The following is a 14,771-nucleotide window of genomic DNA, read 5'->3' on the forward strand; positions in this document are numbered from 1 at the left end:
CCGCGACCCGTTCCGCTCAGACGATCTGGTTGCGCAGGTTCGCTTCGCCGCGTTCGAGGCGACCCAGATTGTCGAGGAGAAGGTCGATCACATTGCCCTCGTAGGCGCGGGTCTCGCCGGCACTATGCGGGGTAACGATGACCTGCGGCATGCGCCAGAAGGGCGAGACCGGCGGCAGCGGCTCCTCATGGAAACAGTCGAGCCCGGCACCGGCGATGCCGCTGTTGCCGAGCGCGTCGAGCAAGGCCATCTCGTCGACGACGCGGCCGCGCGCGACATTGATCAGAAAAGCGCTCGGCTTCATCGCGCCGAGGATGCGGGCATCGATCAGCCCCTCCGTCTCTGGCGTCAGCGGGCAGGTCAGCGCGACGAAATCGGCCTGTGCCACCGCTTCCGCGAGCTTGCTCGGATGGATGACGGCCTCGACATGCGGTTGCGCCTCGGCGCTGCGGCGCACGCCGATGACGCGCATGTCGAAGGCCGCCGCCAATTTCGCCAGCCGCAGGCCGATGCGGCCGAGCCCGACGATAACCAGCGTCTTGCCGCCGAGTTCGTCCTCGCGCAGCGCCCTGTCGCCGATCATCGGGCGCCAGAACTGCTTCGCCTGGTTGTCCCGGGCGAAATGGATCTGGCGGGTCAGCGCCAGGATCAGCGACATCGCATGCTCGGCGACGGCCCGCTCATTACTGCCCTGGGCGCTGGCGAGGCGGATGCCGGCGGCGCCGATCGCCGGTTTGTCGAACTGGTCGGTGCCGGCGCTGATCGACTGGATGAAACGCAGCTTCGGCAATCGCGGCAGCAGGTCGTTGCGCCAGAGCCCGGAGACGACGAGCACATCGGCTTCCGGCGCCCGCTCGCGCAGATCGTCGAGGCTGTTGACCTCGAAGCTTTTCGCGGCGCGGCCGCGCGTCAGGAACTCGTCCCGAAGCTGATAGGCGGCATGGGCGAAGCCGATCGTCAGTTCGCCTTCCGGCGGCAGGAATGCCATGCGTTGTCTCTCCCCGATTCCTTTTCGATGGACGTTAGCGGGCGCGCCCGCTCCTGTCCCCGCACTGGCCGCATGCAAGCTTCACGCTGATGGCGATGCTCAGGGAACATCGACGCTGAGCGCCGCGTGCAGGCGCGACCAGGAAAGCTCGTCGCCCGGCAGGCCGAAACGCAGGCGATCTGGCGCATTCTGGAAGCGGCGAACATAGATGCCGTGCCGGCCGAGGCGGGCGAAGAGCGCCGCCGCTTTCGGCGTTTCGAGGAGGCGGAACAGGGTGGTTCCTCCGATGACGCGCCCATGCGGCGCCAGCAGGGCATCGAGACGCGCGGCATCCTGCGCCCGTTCCCGGCCGGTCCCGGCGAGCCAATCGGCATCGGACAGCGCCTGTGCGCCGACATGGAGCGCCGGGCCGGCAACCGACCAGGGACCGAGCGCCGCCTTGAGCTTTGCCATTGGCTCAGGAGCACCGATGGCGAAGCCGAGCCGCAGGCCCGCAAGACCATAGGTCTTGCCGAAGGAGCGCAGCACGATCGCCCCTGCCGGAAGATCGGGGACGATGCTGGTTTCGGGCGTGAAATCGGCGAAGGCTTCGTCGACGACGAGGAGGCCGCTGTGGGTGGCGCAATGCGCGGCCAGGCTCGTCAGTTCAGCTTGCGACAGCACGCGCCCATCGGGATTATTGGGGTTGACCACGACAATGGTCACAGCCGCCTCGGCAGGCGCCGCAGTTTCGCTGACTGCGTACCCCGCCTTGCGCCAGGCATGACCGTGCTCGGCATAGGTCGGGCCGAGGATCACGACCGGACCGGAGGGCGCCAGCCGCGGCAGCAATTCGATCAGGATCTGCGTCCCGGGCGCCGCCACGATGTCTGCGTGAGCCGGAACGCGATAGGCCTCGCGGGCAGCCGCAATCAACGCCGCCTCGTCATCGGCGCCGGGTAGGCGCGTCCAGAGGCTTAACGGCAGCGCCGGAAGCGGATAGGGGATCGGATTGATCCCGGCGGAGAGATCGACCCAAGGCTCAGGCGCTTCCGGAAAGAGCGCGCGGGCCGTGGCGAGATCGCCGCCATGCCAGATACCGTCCTCAGCCACGATCCTGCCCGCGCTCCTGCATGAACCTCTCCGCCAGCCTGCCGCTGCTCGTGCTCGCGCTGACCATCGAGGCGGCGTTCGGCTATCCCCAGCGCTTCTATGCCGCAATCGGCCATCCCGTCACCTGGATCGGGAGGCTGATCGGAATGCTCGATCGCGAGTTGAACCGGGAGGCCGCCACCTTCGCCCTGCGCAAGGCCATGGGCGTGCTGGCACTGGCGCTGCTCCTCGCCGTCACTATCGCCCTGTCCGCCCTGATCCGGCGGCTGTGTCTTTCCGTCGGGCCGCTCGGCCTGATCCCGCTCGCACTCGTCGCCTCGACCCTGATCGCGCAGCGGAGCCTCTACGAGCATGTCGCCCGCGTCGCCGAGGGGCTGGAGCGGGAGGGGCTGGAAGGCGGGCGTCGTGCCGTCTCGATGATCGTCGGGCGCAATCCGCAGACGCTGGACGAGGCCGGCGTGTCGCGTGCGGCGATCGAAAGCCTCGCCGAGAATTTCTCGGACGGCATCACCGCGCCAGCCTTTTGGCTAGGTGTTGGCGGTTTGCCGGGCATCGCCACCTACAAGGCAATCAACACGGCCGATTCGATGATTGGCCACCGCACGCCGCGCCATCTCGCCTTCGGCTGGGCGGCGGCGCGGCTCGACGATCTCGTCAACCTGCCGGCATCGCGACTGACGGCGCTGCTGCTGATGGTTTCGGCGGCGCTCGATCCGGCGGCGGATGCGGGCGGCGCCTGGCGCGCGGTGCGGCGCGATGCCGGCAAGCACGGTTCGCCCAATGCCGGCTGGCCTGAAGCCGCGATGGCGGGCGCGCTGGGCCTCAGGCTCGCCGGGCCACGCGTCTATGGCGAGACCCGCGTCGACGACCATTGGATGGGCGATGGCCGGGCCGAGGCCAATGCGACCGATATCAGGCGGGCGCTCGCGCTCTACAAGCGCTCCTGCGGCCTGCTCTGGGCGCTGGCGGCGCTGTTCGCGGCCTTGACGCTGCTCTGAAGCTCAGTTCGGCACCGGCACGGCCCGCCGCGCGATCGCCTGCAGATCGGCGCCCAGCGGCAGCGAGCCGAAATGACCGGACCAGCCGCCGGCCAATCGCGAAGCGACATAGGCGTCGGCAACCGCATGCGGCGCGTGACGGATCAGCAGCGAGGCCGAGAGCCCGAGCGCCATGCGCTCGACGAAGCGCCGCGCCAGATGCTCATGGCGGAGCACATCGACGAGGTCGGTTTCCAGTTCGGCGATAAACGCGTCGTAGCGTGGGTCGTTGCCACGCGCGGCGCGCAACTCGTCGAGCAAAGCCGGCACGCAATCCGGATAGCGGCGGATCGAGCGGAGCACATCGAGGCAGACGACATTGCCCGTGCCCTCCCAGATGCCGTTGAGCGGCGCCTCGCGATAGAGCCGCGCCATCAGATGGTCCTCGATGAAGCCGTTGCCGCCATGGCATTCGAGCGCCTCCACCACGACCGGCGTAGCGCGCTTGCAGTTCCAGTATTTGGCGATCGGCGCGCCGATGCGGCCGATCAGCTTCTCGGCCTCGCTGTCGCCCTCGCGGTCGAGCGCGTGAACGAAGCGGAAGGCGAGCCAGGCGGAGGCCTCGGCCTCCAAGGCGAGGTCGGCGATGACGTTCGTCATGATCGGCTGGTCGATCAGCGCCTTCTGGAAGGCGCGGCGATGGGCGGTGTGATGCGCGGCTTGCGCCACCGCATGGCGCATCAGCCCGGCCGAGCCGACGGCGAAATCGAGCCGCGTATAGTGGTTCATCTCCAGCCCGGCGCGGATGCCGTGGCCGGGCTCCCCGATCAGGTGGGCGATCACGCCGCGGAATTCGACCTCGGACGAGGCATTCGACTTGTTGCCGCACTTGTCCTTCAGCCGCTGGATCTGCAGGCGATTGCGCGACCCGTCCGGCAGCCAGCCCGGCACAACGAAGCAGGAGACGCCCTCCTCCGTGCGTGCCAGCGTCAGGAACACGTCGGAATGCGGGACGGAGAAGAACCATTTATGGCCGGTGAGGGAATAGGTGCCGTCGGCATTGCGGGTCGCCACCGTCTGGGTCTGGCGCAGGTCCGAGCCGCCCTGCTTCTCGGTCATCGCCATGCCGACCGTGCCGCCGCGCTTCTGCGCTGCCGGCAAGGGGCGACCGTCGTAATCGGAGGAGGTGATCAAACGACCGAACTCGGCCCAGCGCGCGGGATCGCGCTGCACGACGGGGATCGCCGAATAGGTCATGCCGAGCGGGCAGCAGATGCCGTTCTCGCCCTGGTTCCAGAGATAGGAAACCGCCGCCCGCGCCGCCTGTGCGCCGGCTCGTGGCTTGGTCCAGCACAGCGAATGGAACTCGTCGCGCATCGCGAGCCCCATCAATTCGTGCCAGGCGGGATGGAACTCGATCTGGTCGACGCGCCGGCCCCAGCGGTCATGCGTGCGCAACTCCGGCAGGTTGCGATTGGCCTGCCGCGCCAGATCCTGCACCGCTTGCGAGCCGACATGACCGCCGACCACGCTCGCCTGCTCGCGGAACCAGCCGGCGCCGAAAGCGTCGAGGATCGGCCCGAGCGCCGGATCGGCCGCGAAGGCGTCGTAGTCCGCCAGCGCCGGGGCCTGATTCAGCACCTCATGCGTGTCGTAGCCGTAAGCGTCGAGCGTGGTCATGCGGCCTGTCCTTCTCGGGAAATCAACGCGGCGAGGGAGAGATCGGCGAGAGCCGCAGCGATCTCGCGGCCGCGCTCGGGCGTGATCGGACGGTCCGGCGAGAGCGGACCGATCAGCGCCTCCATGAAGCCGCCGACGATCATCGCGGCGGCGGCATCGGGATCGACGGGCCGAAAGGCGCCCTGCCCTTCGCCCTCGACGACGAGCGCGCGAAAAATGCCGGCGATCTCGCGCCGGTAGTCGAGCCGCGTCGCATCGACGGCCGGATCGGCGGGCTCGGCGATCATCGACCAGGCAAGGCGGCGATTGGCGAAGGCGCGCCGGGCGAAGGCCTCGACGGCGGCGGTCAGGCGTTCAGAAACCGGTGAATCGCTCGCGGCGATCTCGCGCAGCACGGCAAGCTCGCGCGAGGATACGGCGGCGACGATCTCGGCCATCAGCTCGGCCTTGGAGGCGAAATAGGAATAGACGCTGCCGGTAGAGACGCCGCTGGCGGAGGCCACCGCGGCGATCGAGGTTTCCTGGAAACCGACCTCCGAGACGATGCCGCGGGCGGCAGCGAGGATGGCTTCCCGCTTCCCGGCCTTGCGCGGTTGTTTCGGTGTCCGTTCAGGCATGCGTACCCTCAAATTGAATTTGAATTCAGATTCAATTTGAGGGCAAGCCCGATCGGCGTCAAGTGGGGATGAGGGCGCCCGGAAGGGCCGGCGGCAAAGACGGTCATGCACCTTTCCCGCCAGGAAGGAGTCCGTCGTCATTGCGAGGAGCGCGAGCTCCGAAGCAATCCAGGGGGACTGGGTGAGAGGGTCGGCCCAGCCCCCTGGATTGCTTCGCTGCGCTCGCAATGACGGGATCGGCGGCCGGCACGAAGACAACTATCCTAGAACTCGATGCCCTCCTGCGCCTTCACGCCGGCAGCAAAATGATGCTTCACCAGCGTCATCTCGGTGACGAGATCGGCTACCTCGATCAGCTCCGGCTTGGCGTTGCGGCCGGTGACGACGATGTGCAGGTCCGGCCGGCGGGCCGCCAGCGTCGTCACGACCTCGGCCAGCGGCAGATAGTCGTAGCGCAGGGCGATGTTGAGCTCGTCGAGCACCAGCAGCCTGATGTCGGGATCGGCCATCAACTCCTTCGCCTTGGCGAAGGCGCGCTCGGCGGCGGCGATGTCGCGGGCCTTGTCCTGCGTCTCCCAGGTGAAGCCCTCGCCCATGCTGTGCCAGCTCACTTGATCGCCGAAGGCCTCCAGCGCCTTGCGCTCGCCGGTCGACCAGGCACCCTTGATGAACTGCACCACACCGATCCGCCAGCCATGGCCGAGCGCCCGCAGGATCAGGCCGAAAGCCGCCGTCGATTTGCCCTTGCCGGGGCCGGTATTGACGATCAGCAGCCCCTTCTCGAGCGTCTTGGAGGCGACCTCGGCGTCCTGTACCGCCTTGCGCTTCTCCATCTTCGCCTTGTGGCGGGCGGCGTCCTCGGTATCCGTCATCATTTCACTCGCATCGGCAATCCGGCGACCATGAAGACCACGCTGGCCGCCCGCGCCGCAAGCGCCTGATGCAGGCGCCCGGCCTCGTCGCGAAAGCGGCGGGCGAGCGCGTTCTCCGGCACGATGCCGAGCCCGACCTCGTTGCCGACCAGGACGAGCGGGGCGGAAACGTGCTCGCAAGCGGCGATCAGAACTTCGCGCGCAGCGGCCGTGTCGCGCTCCGCAAGGATGAGGTTGGTCAGCCAGAGCGTCAGGCAATCGACCAGAACCGGCCGGCCCGCCGGCTGGGCGGCGATCGCCTCGGCTAGGTCGAGCGGCGCATCGACCGTCTGCCAGCCGGCCGGGCGGCGGGCGCGATGCTCGGCGATCCGCGCGCGCATCTCGTCGTCATAAGCTTGGGCGGTGGCGATATAGCTCCAGGGCGCTGGACAGGCCTCGATCAGCGCCTCGGCATGGCGGCTCTTGCCGGAGCGGGCACCGCCAAGGACGAGGGTGAGGTGGGAAATTTCGTTCGGCATCGTGGAAGCAGGGTTCAAAGGACCATCCTGCATTGCACAGCGGCACGGCGAAGGCTAATGATCGTCGCTGACGGTGCCTCCGCGAGGAGGTGAAAAGGGAACGCGGTGCGAGACCGCGGCTGCCCCCGCAACTGTAAGCGGATGTCCTTCGCCATCGGCCACTGGAGCGCTCGCTCCGGGAAGGCGGCGAGGGACGCGAAGTCCGTGAGCCAGGAGACCTGCCGTCAACCCGCAGAGATCCAACCGGCTGCCGGCGGGGCGGCCACGGAGAACGCATATGAACACCGTTTCGGTTTCCACCCCCACACTCAGCGTTTCGGAACGCGTCAAGGCGGTTGCAGCCGCGCTCGTGATCGGCGTCGCGCTGATCTACACGACCGGCTTCGCGGCCTCGACCAATGTCCACAACGCCGCGCACGACACCCGTCACGGCCTCGCCTTTCCCTGCCACTGAGGGAAAGCATCCATGATCACGCGTGTTCTCACGGTCAGCATCCTGGCCGGGCTTCTGGCTGGCTTGATCGTCGCCGCCCTGCAGCATGTCACCACCACCCCGCTGATCCTCAAGGCCGAGACCTATGAGGCGGCGCTGGCGCTGAAAGCGCCGACGCTCGCCGCTTTCGACGGCGAGGCGAAGATCATCCTCGCGCACGGCCCGGCCGGCGACGCCCCCGGCCACGACCATGCCGAATGGAAGCCGCAGGACGGCTTCCAGCGCACCCTCTTCACCGGTGCGGTGACGATCGCGACCGCGATCGGCTTCGCGGCGCTGCTGCTCGCGGGCATGATCGCGGCGGGCGACAGCATCGACCAGCGCAGCGCGCTCGTCTGGGGCGCCTGTGGCTTCCTGGCGTTGGGGCTCGCGCCGGCGATGGGGCTGGCGCCGGAACTGCCGGGGGCAGCCTCAGCCGCGCTGGAGCAACGCCAGCTCTGGTGGCTCTGGACCGCCATCGCCACTGCGGCCGGGCTGTTCCTGTTCCTGCGCTTCGATCAGCCCTGGCTGAAGCTCGTCGCCGTAGTCTTGATCCTGCTCCCGCACGTCGTCGGCGCGCCGCATCCGGCCGCGCCGGAGAGCAAGGTTCCGGCCGAGGTCGCCGCCCATTTCGCGTCGCTCTCGCTCGGCATCCAGGCCGCACTCTGGCTCGTCACCGCCTTCATGGTCGGCGTGCTCTGGCCACGGGCGACCCGCCGGGCCGCCGAAGCCTGAAGGCAAACCAATGTCCGAGGGTGACCTCACGATCCATGTCTGCACGGCCTGCCGCCGCGCCCGCGCCGACCTCCCGGAAGGCTATGACCAGCCGGGTCTGGCACTGGCCGAGCGCCTCGCCGCACAGCTTAAAGCCAAGGGCAGCACGATCCCCGTGCTGCCCGTCGAGTGCCTCTGCGTCTGCAAGCGGCCCTGCACCATCGCGCTCAGCGCCGATGGCAAATGGACCTATCTGATCGGCGATCTCGACACCGATACCCATCTCGACGAAATCGTCGGCGCGGCGGAGGCCTATGCCGCCAGCGCCAATGGCATCGTTCCCTGGAAAGAGCGGCCGCAGTCCTTCCGCAAGGGCGTGGTCGCACGCGTGCCGCCTCTGCCGGCGCGCCAGCAAGGATGACATCATGAACGCTCCGCAGGCCGCCAATCTCGGCAAAACTCCCTGCACCATCATCACCGGCTTCCTCGGCGCCGGTAAGACGACGCTGGTGCGCCATCTCCTGGAGAATGCGCAGGGCAAGAAGCTCGCCGTGCTCGTCAACGAATTCGGCGATCTCGGCTTCGACGGCGAATTCCTCAAGGGCTGCGGCATCGCCGGCTGCAGCGATGAGGACGTGGTCGAATTGCCGAACGGCTGCATCTGCTGCACCGTCGCCGACGATTTCGTGCCGGCGCTGGAAAAGCTCCTGAACCGGCCGAACCCGCCCGAGCACATCCTGATCGAGACCTCCGGCCTCGCCTTGCCGAAGCCGCTCGTCACCGCCTTCAACTGGCCGGCCATCCGCTCGCGCGTCACCGTCGACGGCGTCATCGCCGTGGTCGATGGCCCGGCGGTGGCCGAGGGCCAGTTCGCGGATGATCCGGAGGCGCTCGCGGCGCAGAAGGCGGCCGACGCCTCGGTCGATCACGACAACCCGCTGGAAGAGGTGTTCGAGGACCAGATCCTCTGCGCCGACCTGATCCTGCTCAACAAGAGCGATCTCGTCGACGAAGCCGGCCGCGCGCGGGTCAAGGCCGAGATCGCCGAGCATCTGCCGAAGGCGATCAAGATCGTCGAGACCGCCCATGGCAAGGTCGAGCCGGCGCTGATCGTCGGCCTCGGCGCTGCCGCCGAAAGCGACCTCGCCGCGCGCCCTTCGCATCATGGTGAGGGCGAGCATGATCACGACCATGACGATTTCGACTCGGTTGCCCTGCCGCTGCCGGCCGGCTTGTCGCCGGAAGAGCTGACGGCGCGCGTCGCCAAGGCCGCCGAGGCCGAGGGCGTGCTGCGGCTCAAGGGTTTTTCCGCCGTGCCGGGCAAGCCGATGCGGCTCGTCGTGCAGGGCGTCGGCCGGCGCATCGGTCATCATTTCGACCGGGCCTGGGGTGCGAGCGAGCCGCGCGACGGCCGCCTCACCGTGATCGGGCTCAAGGGCTTCGATCTCAAGGCCGTGGAAGCGGCGCTCGCGGGGGCGTAACATCTGCCGATGCACCTCCTCCCGACCAGCGAGATCAGGCTCGACGACGGCGCGGACGCCGTCGATCTCGCCCTGCCGCCGGGAGATGTGCTCGTTCTGTCCTTCACCGACAGCGACCTCTCGGCGCTGGCGGCAGGTGACGGCAACCTGTCGGTGCGGCTCGCGCCGCTCCGACGCCTGAAGCATCCCCTCTCGGTCGATTTCCTGATCGAGAAGACGGTTGCGCAATGCCGCTTCGTGCTGGTGCGTTGCCTCGGCGGGCTCGATTACTGGCGCTACGGCATCGAGCAGCTCGGCGCGGCTTGCCGCGAGCGCGGCATTCCGCTCGCGATCCTGCCCGGCGACGAGCGCGACGACCCGCGGCTGGGCGAGCATGCGACGGTGCCGGCGGGTTTCGCAGCCGAACTGCTGGCCTATTTTCAGGCAGGCGGCGGCGCCGCGAACATGCGGCGGCTGCTCGGGCAGATCGGGCGATACCTGGCCGCGTCGCACGACGCTCAGGACCTCGCTCCGCTCACGCTGCCCTCCTTCTTCGCGCTCAGCCGCAACGGCACGCCCCTGCCCTGGCGCGAGGCGCTCGCCGCCCTTTCCGCCGGCAAGCCGCTCGTCCCAGTCCTGCAATATCGCTCCGGCGTCGCGGCCGGCGATACCGCCATGGGCGAGGCGGTCGCCGCCGCCCTCGCCGCCCGCGATCTCGCCCCCCTCCCGCTCGCGCTGACCAGCCTGAAAGACCCGTCGGCCACGGCCGAACTCGCGGCGCTGATCGCAATACGCAAGCCGGCTCTGATCGTCACCACCACCGCCTTTTCCGCGCGTGGAGGTGACGATTTCGTCCTCGACGGCGCCGATTGCCCGATTTTGCAAGCCGTGCCGGTCGGCAGCCCGCGCGAAGCCTGGGACGCCTCGCCGCGCGGGCTTTCCGCCGCCGATCTCGCCATGCAGGTGGCACTCCCCGAATTCGACGGACGCATCGGCGCCGTGCCGGTCGCCTTCAAGGCCGAGGAGACCGACCCGGCGACCGGCCTGTCCATCCGCCGGCTCGTACCGGATGCCGACGGCATCGCGGCACTGGCCGATCTGGCTAATGGCTGGATCGCGCTGGCCCGGAAACCCGTCGCCGAACGCCGGCTCGCGCTGGTGATGTCGGATTATCCCGCACGCGGCGGCCGGGCCGGCTTCGCCGTCGGTCTCGACACGCCCGCAAGCGTGATCGCGATCAGGGACTTGCTGGCGGACGCGGGGTATGAGGTTGGCTCGTCCACCAACACCCCCTCGCCGGTCATCCCGGGTGACCAACGGGAGACCCGGGACCCATGCCTGAACCTTTCCGAGCGGCGTTCCGGCGTGGATCCCGGATCGGCGCCGCTGACGCGGCTTGTCCGGGACGACGATGAGGGACTGACAGAGGGGGCCTTGCTGATGGCCTCGCTCACCGCAGGCCCTGCAAGCCTGAGCCTCCCGCTTGCGGCCTATCGCGACTGGCTCGCGACCATCCCCGCCGCAGCGCGCGACGCCCTCGCCGCCAGCCACGACGAGCCCGAGACCGACCCGGCTTGCCGCAATGGCGCCTTCCATTTCCGCGCCGTGCGCTACGGCCACCTCACCGTCGCCTTGCAGCCGCCACGCGACGCCACGCCCGACCGCAAGGCGCGCTATCACGACCCCGACGCCCCGCCTGGCCACGGCTATCTCGCCTTCTATCTCGCGCTCCGCCAATCCGAAGCCATCGATGCCCTGATCCATCTGGGCACACATGGCACGATGGAATGGCTGCCGGGCAAGGCGGTCGCGCTTTCCGCCGCATGCTGGCCACGGCTCGCGGTCGGCGGGCTACCGGTGGTCTACCCTTATGTCGTCGATGACCCCGGCGAGGCCGCGCCGGCCAAGCGCCGTCTTTCGGCTCTCACGCTCGGCCACCTGCCGCCGCCTTTGGCTGAAACGGAAACCGCGGGTGAGACCGGCCTGCTGCGTGACCTCGTCGAGGAATTCTCGCAGGCGCAGGTGCTCGATCCGCGCCGCGCGGATATCGTCGCAGCCGAAATCCGCTCCCGCGCCGAAGCGGCCGGGCTCGCGGCCTCCTGCGGTGTTGCTGATGATACCGAGATGAACGAGGCACTGACGCGGCTCGACGCGCATCTCTGTGACATCGCCGAACTGCCCTTCCGCAACGGTCTGCACATTTTCGGGCAATCCGAGATCGACCCGGGTTCAGCCCGCAACGAACGTGAAAATCTGCTGCGCGCCCTCGACGGCCGCTTCGTCGTGCCCGGCCCCGCCGGCTCACCGCATCGAGGCCGGCCGGACGTGCTGCCCACCGGGCGCAATCTCTCGACGCTCGACCCCAGGGCGATCCCGACACGTGCTGCCACCCGGCTCGGCCTGCTCGCGGCACAGGCGGTGGTCTCGCGCCATCTGCAGGACCATGGCGATTACCCGAGACGGGTCGTCATGGACCTCTGGGCCTCGCCGACGCTCCGCTCGGGTGGCGAGGACATCGCGCATGCGCTCGCGCTGATGGGCGTCGAGCCGCTCTGGGACAACGCCTCGACCCGCGTCACCGGCTTCAGCATCATCCCGCAGCCGAAGCTCGCCTATCCGCGCCTCGACGTGTCCGTGCGCATCTCCGGCACCTTCCGCGATACGTTTCCGGGGCAAATCGCCTTGCTCGACCAGGCAGCACGCGCCGTGGCCGCGCTGGACGAGCCGGATGACTGGAACGAGCCGGCCACAGCTCGCCGTCGCGGCGAGCATGGCGCCCGCATCTTCGGCGCCGCGCCCGGCCGCTATGGCGCCGCGATGGCGGACCGCGTGCTCGACGGCGACTGGGCGCAGCGCGACGAGCTGGGCGCGGCCTATCTCGCCGCCTCGGATCATGCCTATGGCGGACCGGAAGGGGTCGGCACGGCCGATCCCAGCTTTGCCGCGCGCATCAAAACCTCCGACGCCTTCATCCATGTCAGCGACACCGCCGGGCGCGACATCCTCGAAGCCAGTAGCGCCGCGGACGTCATCGGCGGACTTGCGGCAGCGGCGAAGGCGCTCGGCGCCGATCCCGTGCTCTACAGTCTCGACAGCTCGAACCCGGAAACGCCGAAGGCGCGCACGCTGGCGCAGGACATCGCCCGCATCGTCCATGGCCGCCTGACGCATCCGCACTGGATCGCCGCCCAGCTCGCCCATGGCTGGCGCGGGGCGGCGGAACTGGCGGAGGCGGTCGACACGCTTTTCGTCTTCGCGGCGAGCACGGATGCCGTCACCGACGGGCTGTTCGATGCCGTCTTCCAGGCCTATTGCGCCGATCCGCAGGTCTGGGCAGCGCTGGAAGCGGCCAATGCGCCGGCTGCTGCCTCGATCCGTTCGCGATTGGCGGAAGCGGCGCGGCGCGGGCTCTGGAGCAGCCGGCGGAATTCTGTCGGCGCCTTTCTGGCGCGGGAGGCGGCAGAATGAATGCCCTTCCCAAGGAAGCCCTGCGGCGCGGCTGGTGCCCGAGCACGCTCAGGCCGATGGAGACCGGCGACGGCTGGTTGGTGCGGCTGCATCCTCCCGGCGCAAAGCTGACGCCCGCGCAATTGCGGCGGATCGCGGCGCTGGCGGGTGAGCATGGCAACGGGCTGATCGAGATTTCGGCCCGCGCCAACCTGCAGATCCGCGGCGTGACGGCCGAGAGCCATCCGGTGCTGGTCGAGCGCCTGCTGGCAGAGCAGCTCGTCGATGAGCATGAGGGCGACGGCCCCCACCGCGTGACGCTGGTCTCGCCGCTGGCGGGACGGGACCCGGACGGCCTGATCGACGCCGCCACACTGGCCACACAGATCGAGCAGCGCGCCCGGACCGTACCCGGCCTGCCGGCCAAGCTCGGCGTCGTCGTGGACGATGGCGGCGCACAGACCCTCGATGGTTTTGCCAGTGATATCCGGCTGGTTGGGATGGACGCCACGAGCGCAGCCTTGTGCCTCGCCGATCGTCTCTGGCTTGGCCCTATCCCGGTCACAGAAGCCGCGCCAACCGTGGCAGCGATCCTGCGCGACTTTGCAGCGCTGCGAGACGCCGCGCCCGATCAGATCCGCCGCCTGCGCGACCTGTCATCCGAAGCCTTGGCGAGCCTGACCACGCTGCCTGAAGCCACCGCCCCCGCATCGCGCCCGCCGCCACGGCGCGCGGGATTGTTCGCGCTCGAAGGAGATCGGTTCGCAGCGCTTATCGGCCTGCCCTTCGGCCGTTGCGATGCCGCCGTACTGGACCGGCTCGGTGCCGGGGCCGGCTTGGTTTCCGATATCCGGCTTTCGCCCTGGCGCGGGCTCGCCTTCCGCGATCTCGGCCGGACCGAGGCTAAAGCGCTGCTGGCGCTGGCCGACGATCTCGGCCTGATTACACGCGACGACGATCCCCGCCTCTCCGTGCAGGCCTGCGCCGGCAGCCCCGCCTGCTCGCGCGCCGAGGCACCGGCCATGGTCGATGCGGCCGCATTCGCCGAAGCTGCGGCCGGCCTGCTGGCGGCAGGCGCGACGCTCCACGTCTCCGGCTGCATCAAGGCTTGCGCCCATCCGGCGGCTGCCGACCTCACCTTGGTCGGGCGAGGCGGGCACTACGACGTCGTGCCGGGCGGGACGACGCGGGACAAGCCGGTCGCGACGCTTGACCTTTCGGCGCTGCTCACGCGATTGCAGCCCGGACAAGACATTCACGCGCGGCTGGCCAAAGCCCTGCGCACGACGGGATCGCAGGGTTGAACAAGGCATACGACTACATCCAGGACGGCGCGGCGATCTATCAGCGCTCCTTCGCCATCATCCGCGCCGAGGCCGACCTCGCCCGCTTCAGTGGCGCGGCCGAGCGCGTCGTCGTCCGGATGATCCATGCCTGCGGCATGACCGACCTGCCCAAGGATGTCGAAATGTCCGCCGGCTTCGCGGAGGCCGCGCAGGCCGCGCTCAGGACCGGCGCGCCCATCCTCTGCGACGCAAAAATGGTCGCCAATGGTGTGACTCGCACCCGCCTGCCAGCGAACAACGAGATTCTCTGCACACTAGATGATCCGCAGGTTCCGGCGCTGGCCGCGCAAATGGGCACGACGCGCTCCGCCGCCGCGATGGAGCTCTGGAAGCCCCGGCTTGCCGGCGCAGTCGTGGTGATCGGCAATGCCCCGACCTCGCTGTTCCGCCTGCTCGAAATGCTCGATGCCGAAGCGCCGAAGCCCGCCGCCGTGATCGGCATCCCCGTCGGCTTCGTCGGGGCGGCGGAATCCAAGGCGGCACTGGCCAAGGACGGGCGCGTGCCTTTCGTCGTGGTGCATGGACGACGCGGCGGCTCGGCCATGGCGGCAGCCGCCGTCAATGCGCTGGCGCAGGACAAGGAATAGG

At 69.0% G+C, this 14,771-nt stretch carries 14 protein-coding genes and 1 riboswitch; of the genes, 8 read left to right on the forward strand and 6 right to left on the reverse strand.

Annotated elements, in window-relative coordinates; translation table 11 throughout:
* Positions 1–16 precede the first annotated feature (16 nt).
* On the reverse strand, positions 17–988 hold the full coding sequence (locus AC1RLU_RS22605) for a D-2-hydroxyacid dehydrogenase (RefSeq protein WP_492798359.1): 972 nt from the start codon (positions 986–988) through the stop codon (positions 17–19).
* A 99-nt stretch (positions 989–1,087) separates the two neighbouring features.
* The gene (gene cobD, locus AC1RLU_RS22610; protein WP_492798594.1) at positions 1,088–2,083 is read right to left on the reverse strand and encodes a threonine-phosphate decarboxylase CobD; all 996 of its coding nucleotides are present in this window, start codon (positions 2,081–2,083) and stop codon (positions 1,088–1,090) included.
* A gap of 17 nt (positions 2,084–2,100) precedes the next feature.
* Between cobD and cbiB the strand changes: the two genes are divergently transcribed.
* A complete protein-coding gene (gene cbiB, locus AC1RLU_RS22615) occupies positions 2,101–3,078 on the forward strand; it encodes an adenosylcobinamide-phosphate synthase CbiB (RefSeq protein ID WP_492798361.1) in 978 nt (325 codons plus the stop codon).
* Between the two features lie 3 nt (positions 3,079–3,081).
* Here the strand turns inward: cbiB and AC1RLU_RS22620 are convergent, their stop codons facing one another.
* The 4 genes from AC1RLU_RS22620 to cobU all read right to left on the reverse strand — a co-directional run bounded on the left by AC1RLU_RS22620 (position 3,082) and on the right by cobU (position 6,744).
* On the reverse strand, positions 3,082–4,737 hold the full coding sequence (locus AC1RLU_RS22620; protein ID WP_492798363.1) for an acyl-CoA dehydrogenase family protein: 1,656 nt from the start codon (positions 4,735–4,737) through the stop codon (positions 3,082–3,084).
* Positions 4,734–5,354 (reverse strand): TetR/AcrR family transcriptional regulator, encoded by a 621-nt coding sequence (locus tag AC1RLU_RS22625; RefSeq protein ID WP_492798365.1) that lies wholly within the window; start codon positions 5,352–5,354, stop codon positions 4,734–4,736. Before AC1RLU_RS22625 ends, AC1RLU_RS22620 begins: the two co-directional genes overlap by 4 nt.
* A 263-nt stretch (positions 5,355–5,617) precedes the next feature.
* Positions 5,618–6,226 (reverse strand): cob(I)yrinic acid a,c-diamide adenosyltransferase, encoded by a 609-nt coding sequence (gene cobO, locus AC1RLU_RS22630; protein ID WP_492798367.1) that lies wholly within the window; start codon positions 6,224–6,226, stop codon positions 5,618–5,620.
* Entirely contained in the window at positions 6,226–6,744 is a 519-nt protein-coding gene (gene cobU / locus AC1RLU_RS22635; RefSeq protein WP_492798595.1) for a bifunctional adenosylcobinamide kinase/adenosylcobinamide-phosphate guanylyltransferase, read from the reverse strand. The genes cobO and cobU overlap by 1 nt, the downstream gene beginning before the upstream one ends.
* Before the next feature lie 55 nt (positions 6,745–6,799).
* A riboswitch (cobalamin riboswitch) is annotated at positions 6,800–6,984 on the forward strand.
* Positions 6,985–7,021: 37 nt separating this feature from the next.
* Between cobU and AC1RLU_RS22640 the strand changes: the two genes are divergently transcribed.
* From AC1RLU_RS22640 to AC1RLU_RS22670, 7 genes are read left to right on the forward strand one after another with little or no spacing between them, the layout of a single operon-like run.
* Positions 7,022–7,198: a CbtB domain-containing protein gene (locus AC1RLU_RS22640; protein WP_061968845.1), complete on the forward strand. Its 177-nt coding sequence runs from the start codon at positions 7,022–7,024 to the stop codon at positions 7,196–7,198.
* A 12-nt stretch (positions 7,199–7,210) separates the two neighbouring features.
* Positions 7,211–7,951, forward strand: coding sequence for a CbtA family protein (locus AC1RLU_RS22645; RefSeq protein WP_492798369.1), 741 nt, complete (start codon positions 7,211–7,213; stop codon positions 7,949–7,951).
* A gap of 10 nt (positions 7,952–7,961) precedes the next feature.
* Positions 7,962–8,351: a DUF1636 family protein gene (locus tag AC1RLU_RS22650; protein ID WP_061968848.1), complete on the forward strand. Its 390-nt coding sequence runs from the start codon at positions 7,962–7,964 to the stop codon at positions 8,349–8,351.
* Positions 8,352–8,355: 4 nt separating this feature from the next.
* Positions 8,356–9,411, forward strand: coding sequence for a cobalamin biosynthesis protein CobW (gene cobW, locus AC1RLU_RS22655; protein WP_492798371.1), 1,056 nt, complete (start codon positions 8,356–8,358; stop codon positions 9,409–9,411).
* Positions 9,412–9,420: 9 nt separating this feature from the next.
* Positions 9,421–12,858 carry a cobaltochelatase subunit CobN gene (gene cobN / locus AC1RLU_RS22660; RefSeq protein WP_492798372.1) on the forward strand — a complete coding sequence of 1,146 codons (3,438 nt, stop codon included), beginning with the start codon at positions 9,421–9,423 and terminating at the stop codon, positions 12,856–12,858.
* Positions 12,855–14,141 carry a precorrin-3B synthase gene (gene cobG, locus AC1RLU_RS22665; protein WP_492798374.1) on the forward strand — a complete coding sequence of 429 codons (1,287 nt, stop codon included), beginning with the start codon at positions 12,855–12,857 and terminating at the stop codon, positions 14,139–14,141. Before cobN ends, cobG begins: the two co-directional genes overlap by 4 nt.
* Positions 14,138–14,770 carry a precorrin-8X methylmutase gene (locus AC1RLU_RS22670; RefSeq protein ID WP_492798376.1) on the forward strand — a complete coding sequence of 211 codons (633 nt, stop codon included), beginning with the start codon at positions 14,138–14,140 and terminating at the stop codon, positions 14,768–14,770. The genes cobG and AC1RLU_RS22670 overlap by 4 nt, the downstream gene beginning before the upstream one ends.
* Position 14,771 lies beyond the last annotated feature (1 nt).

The organism is Allobosea sp. GW822-FHT05A11 (assembly GCF_058800455.1).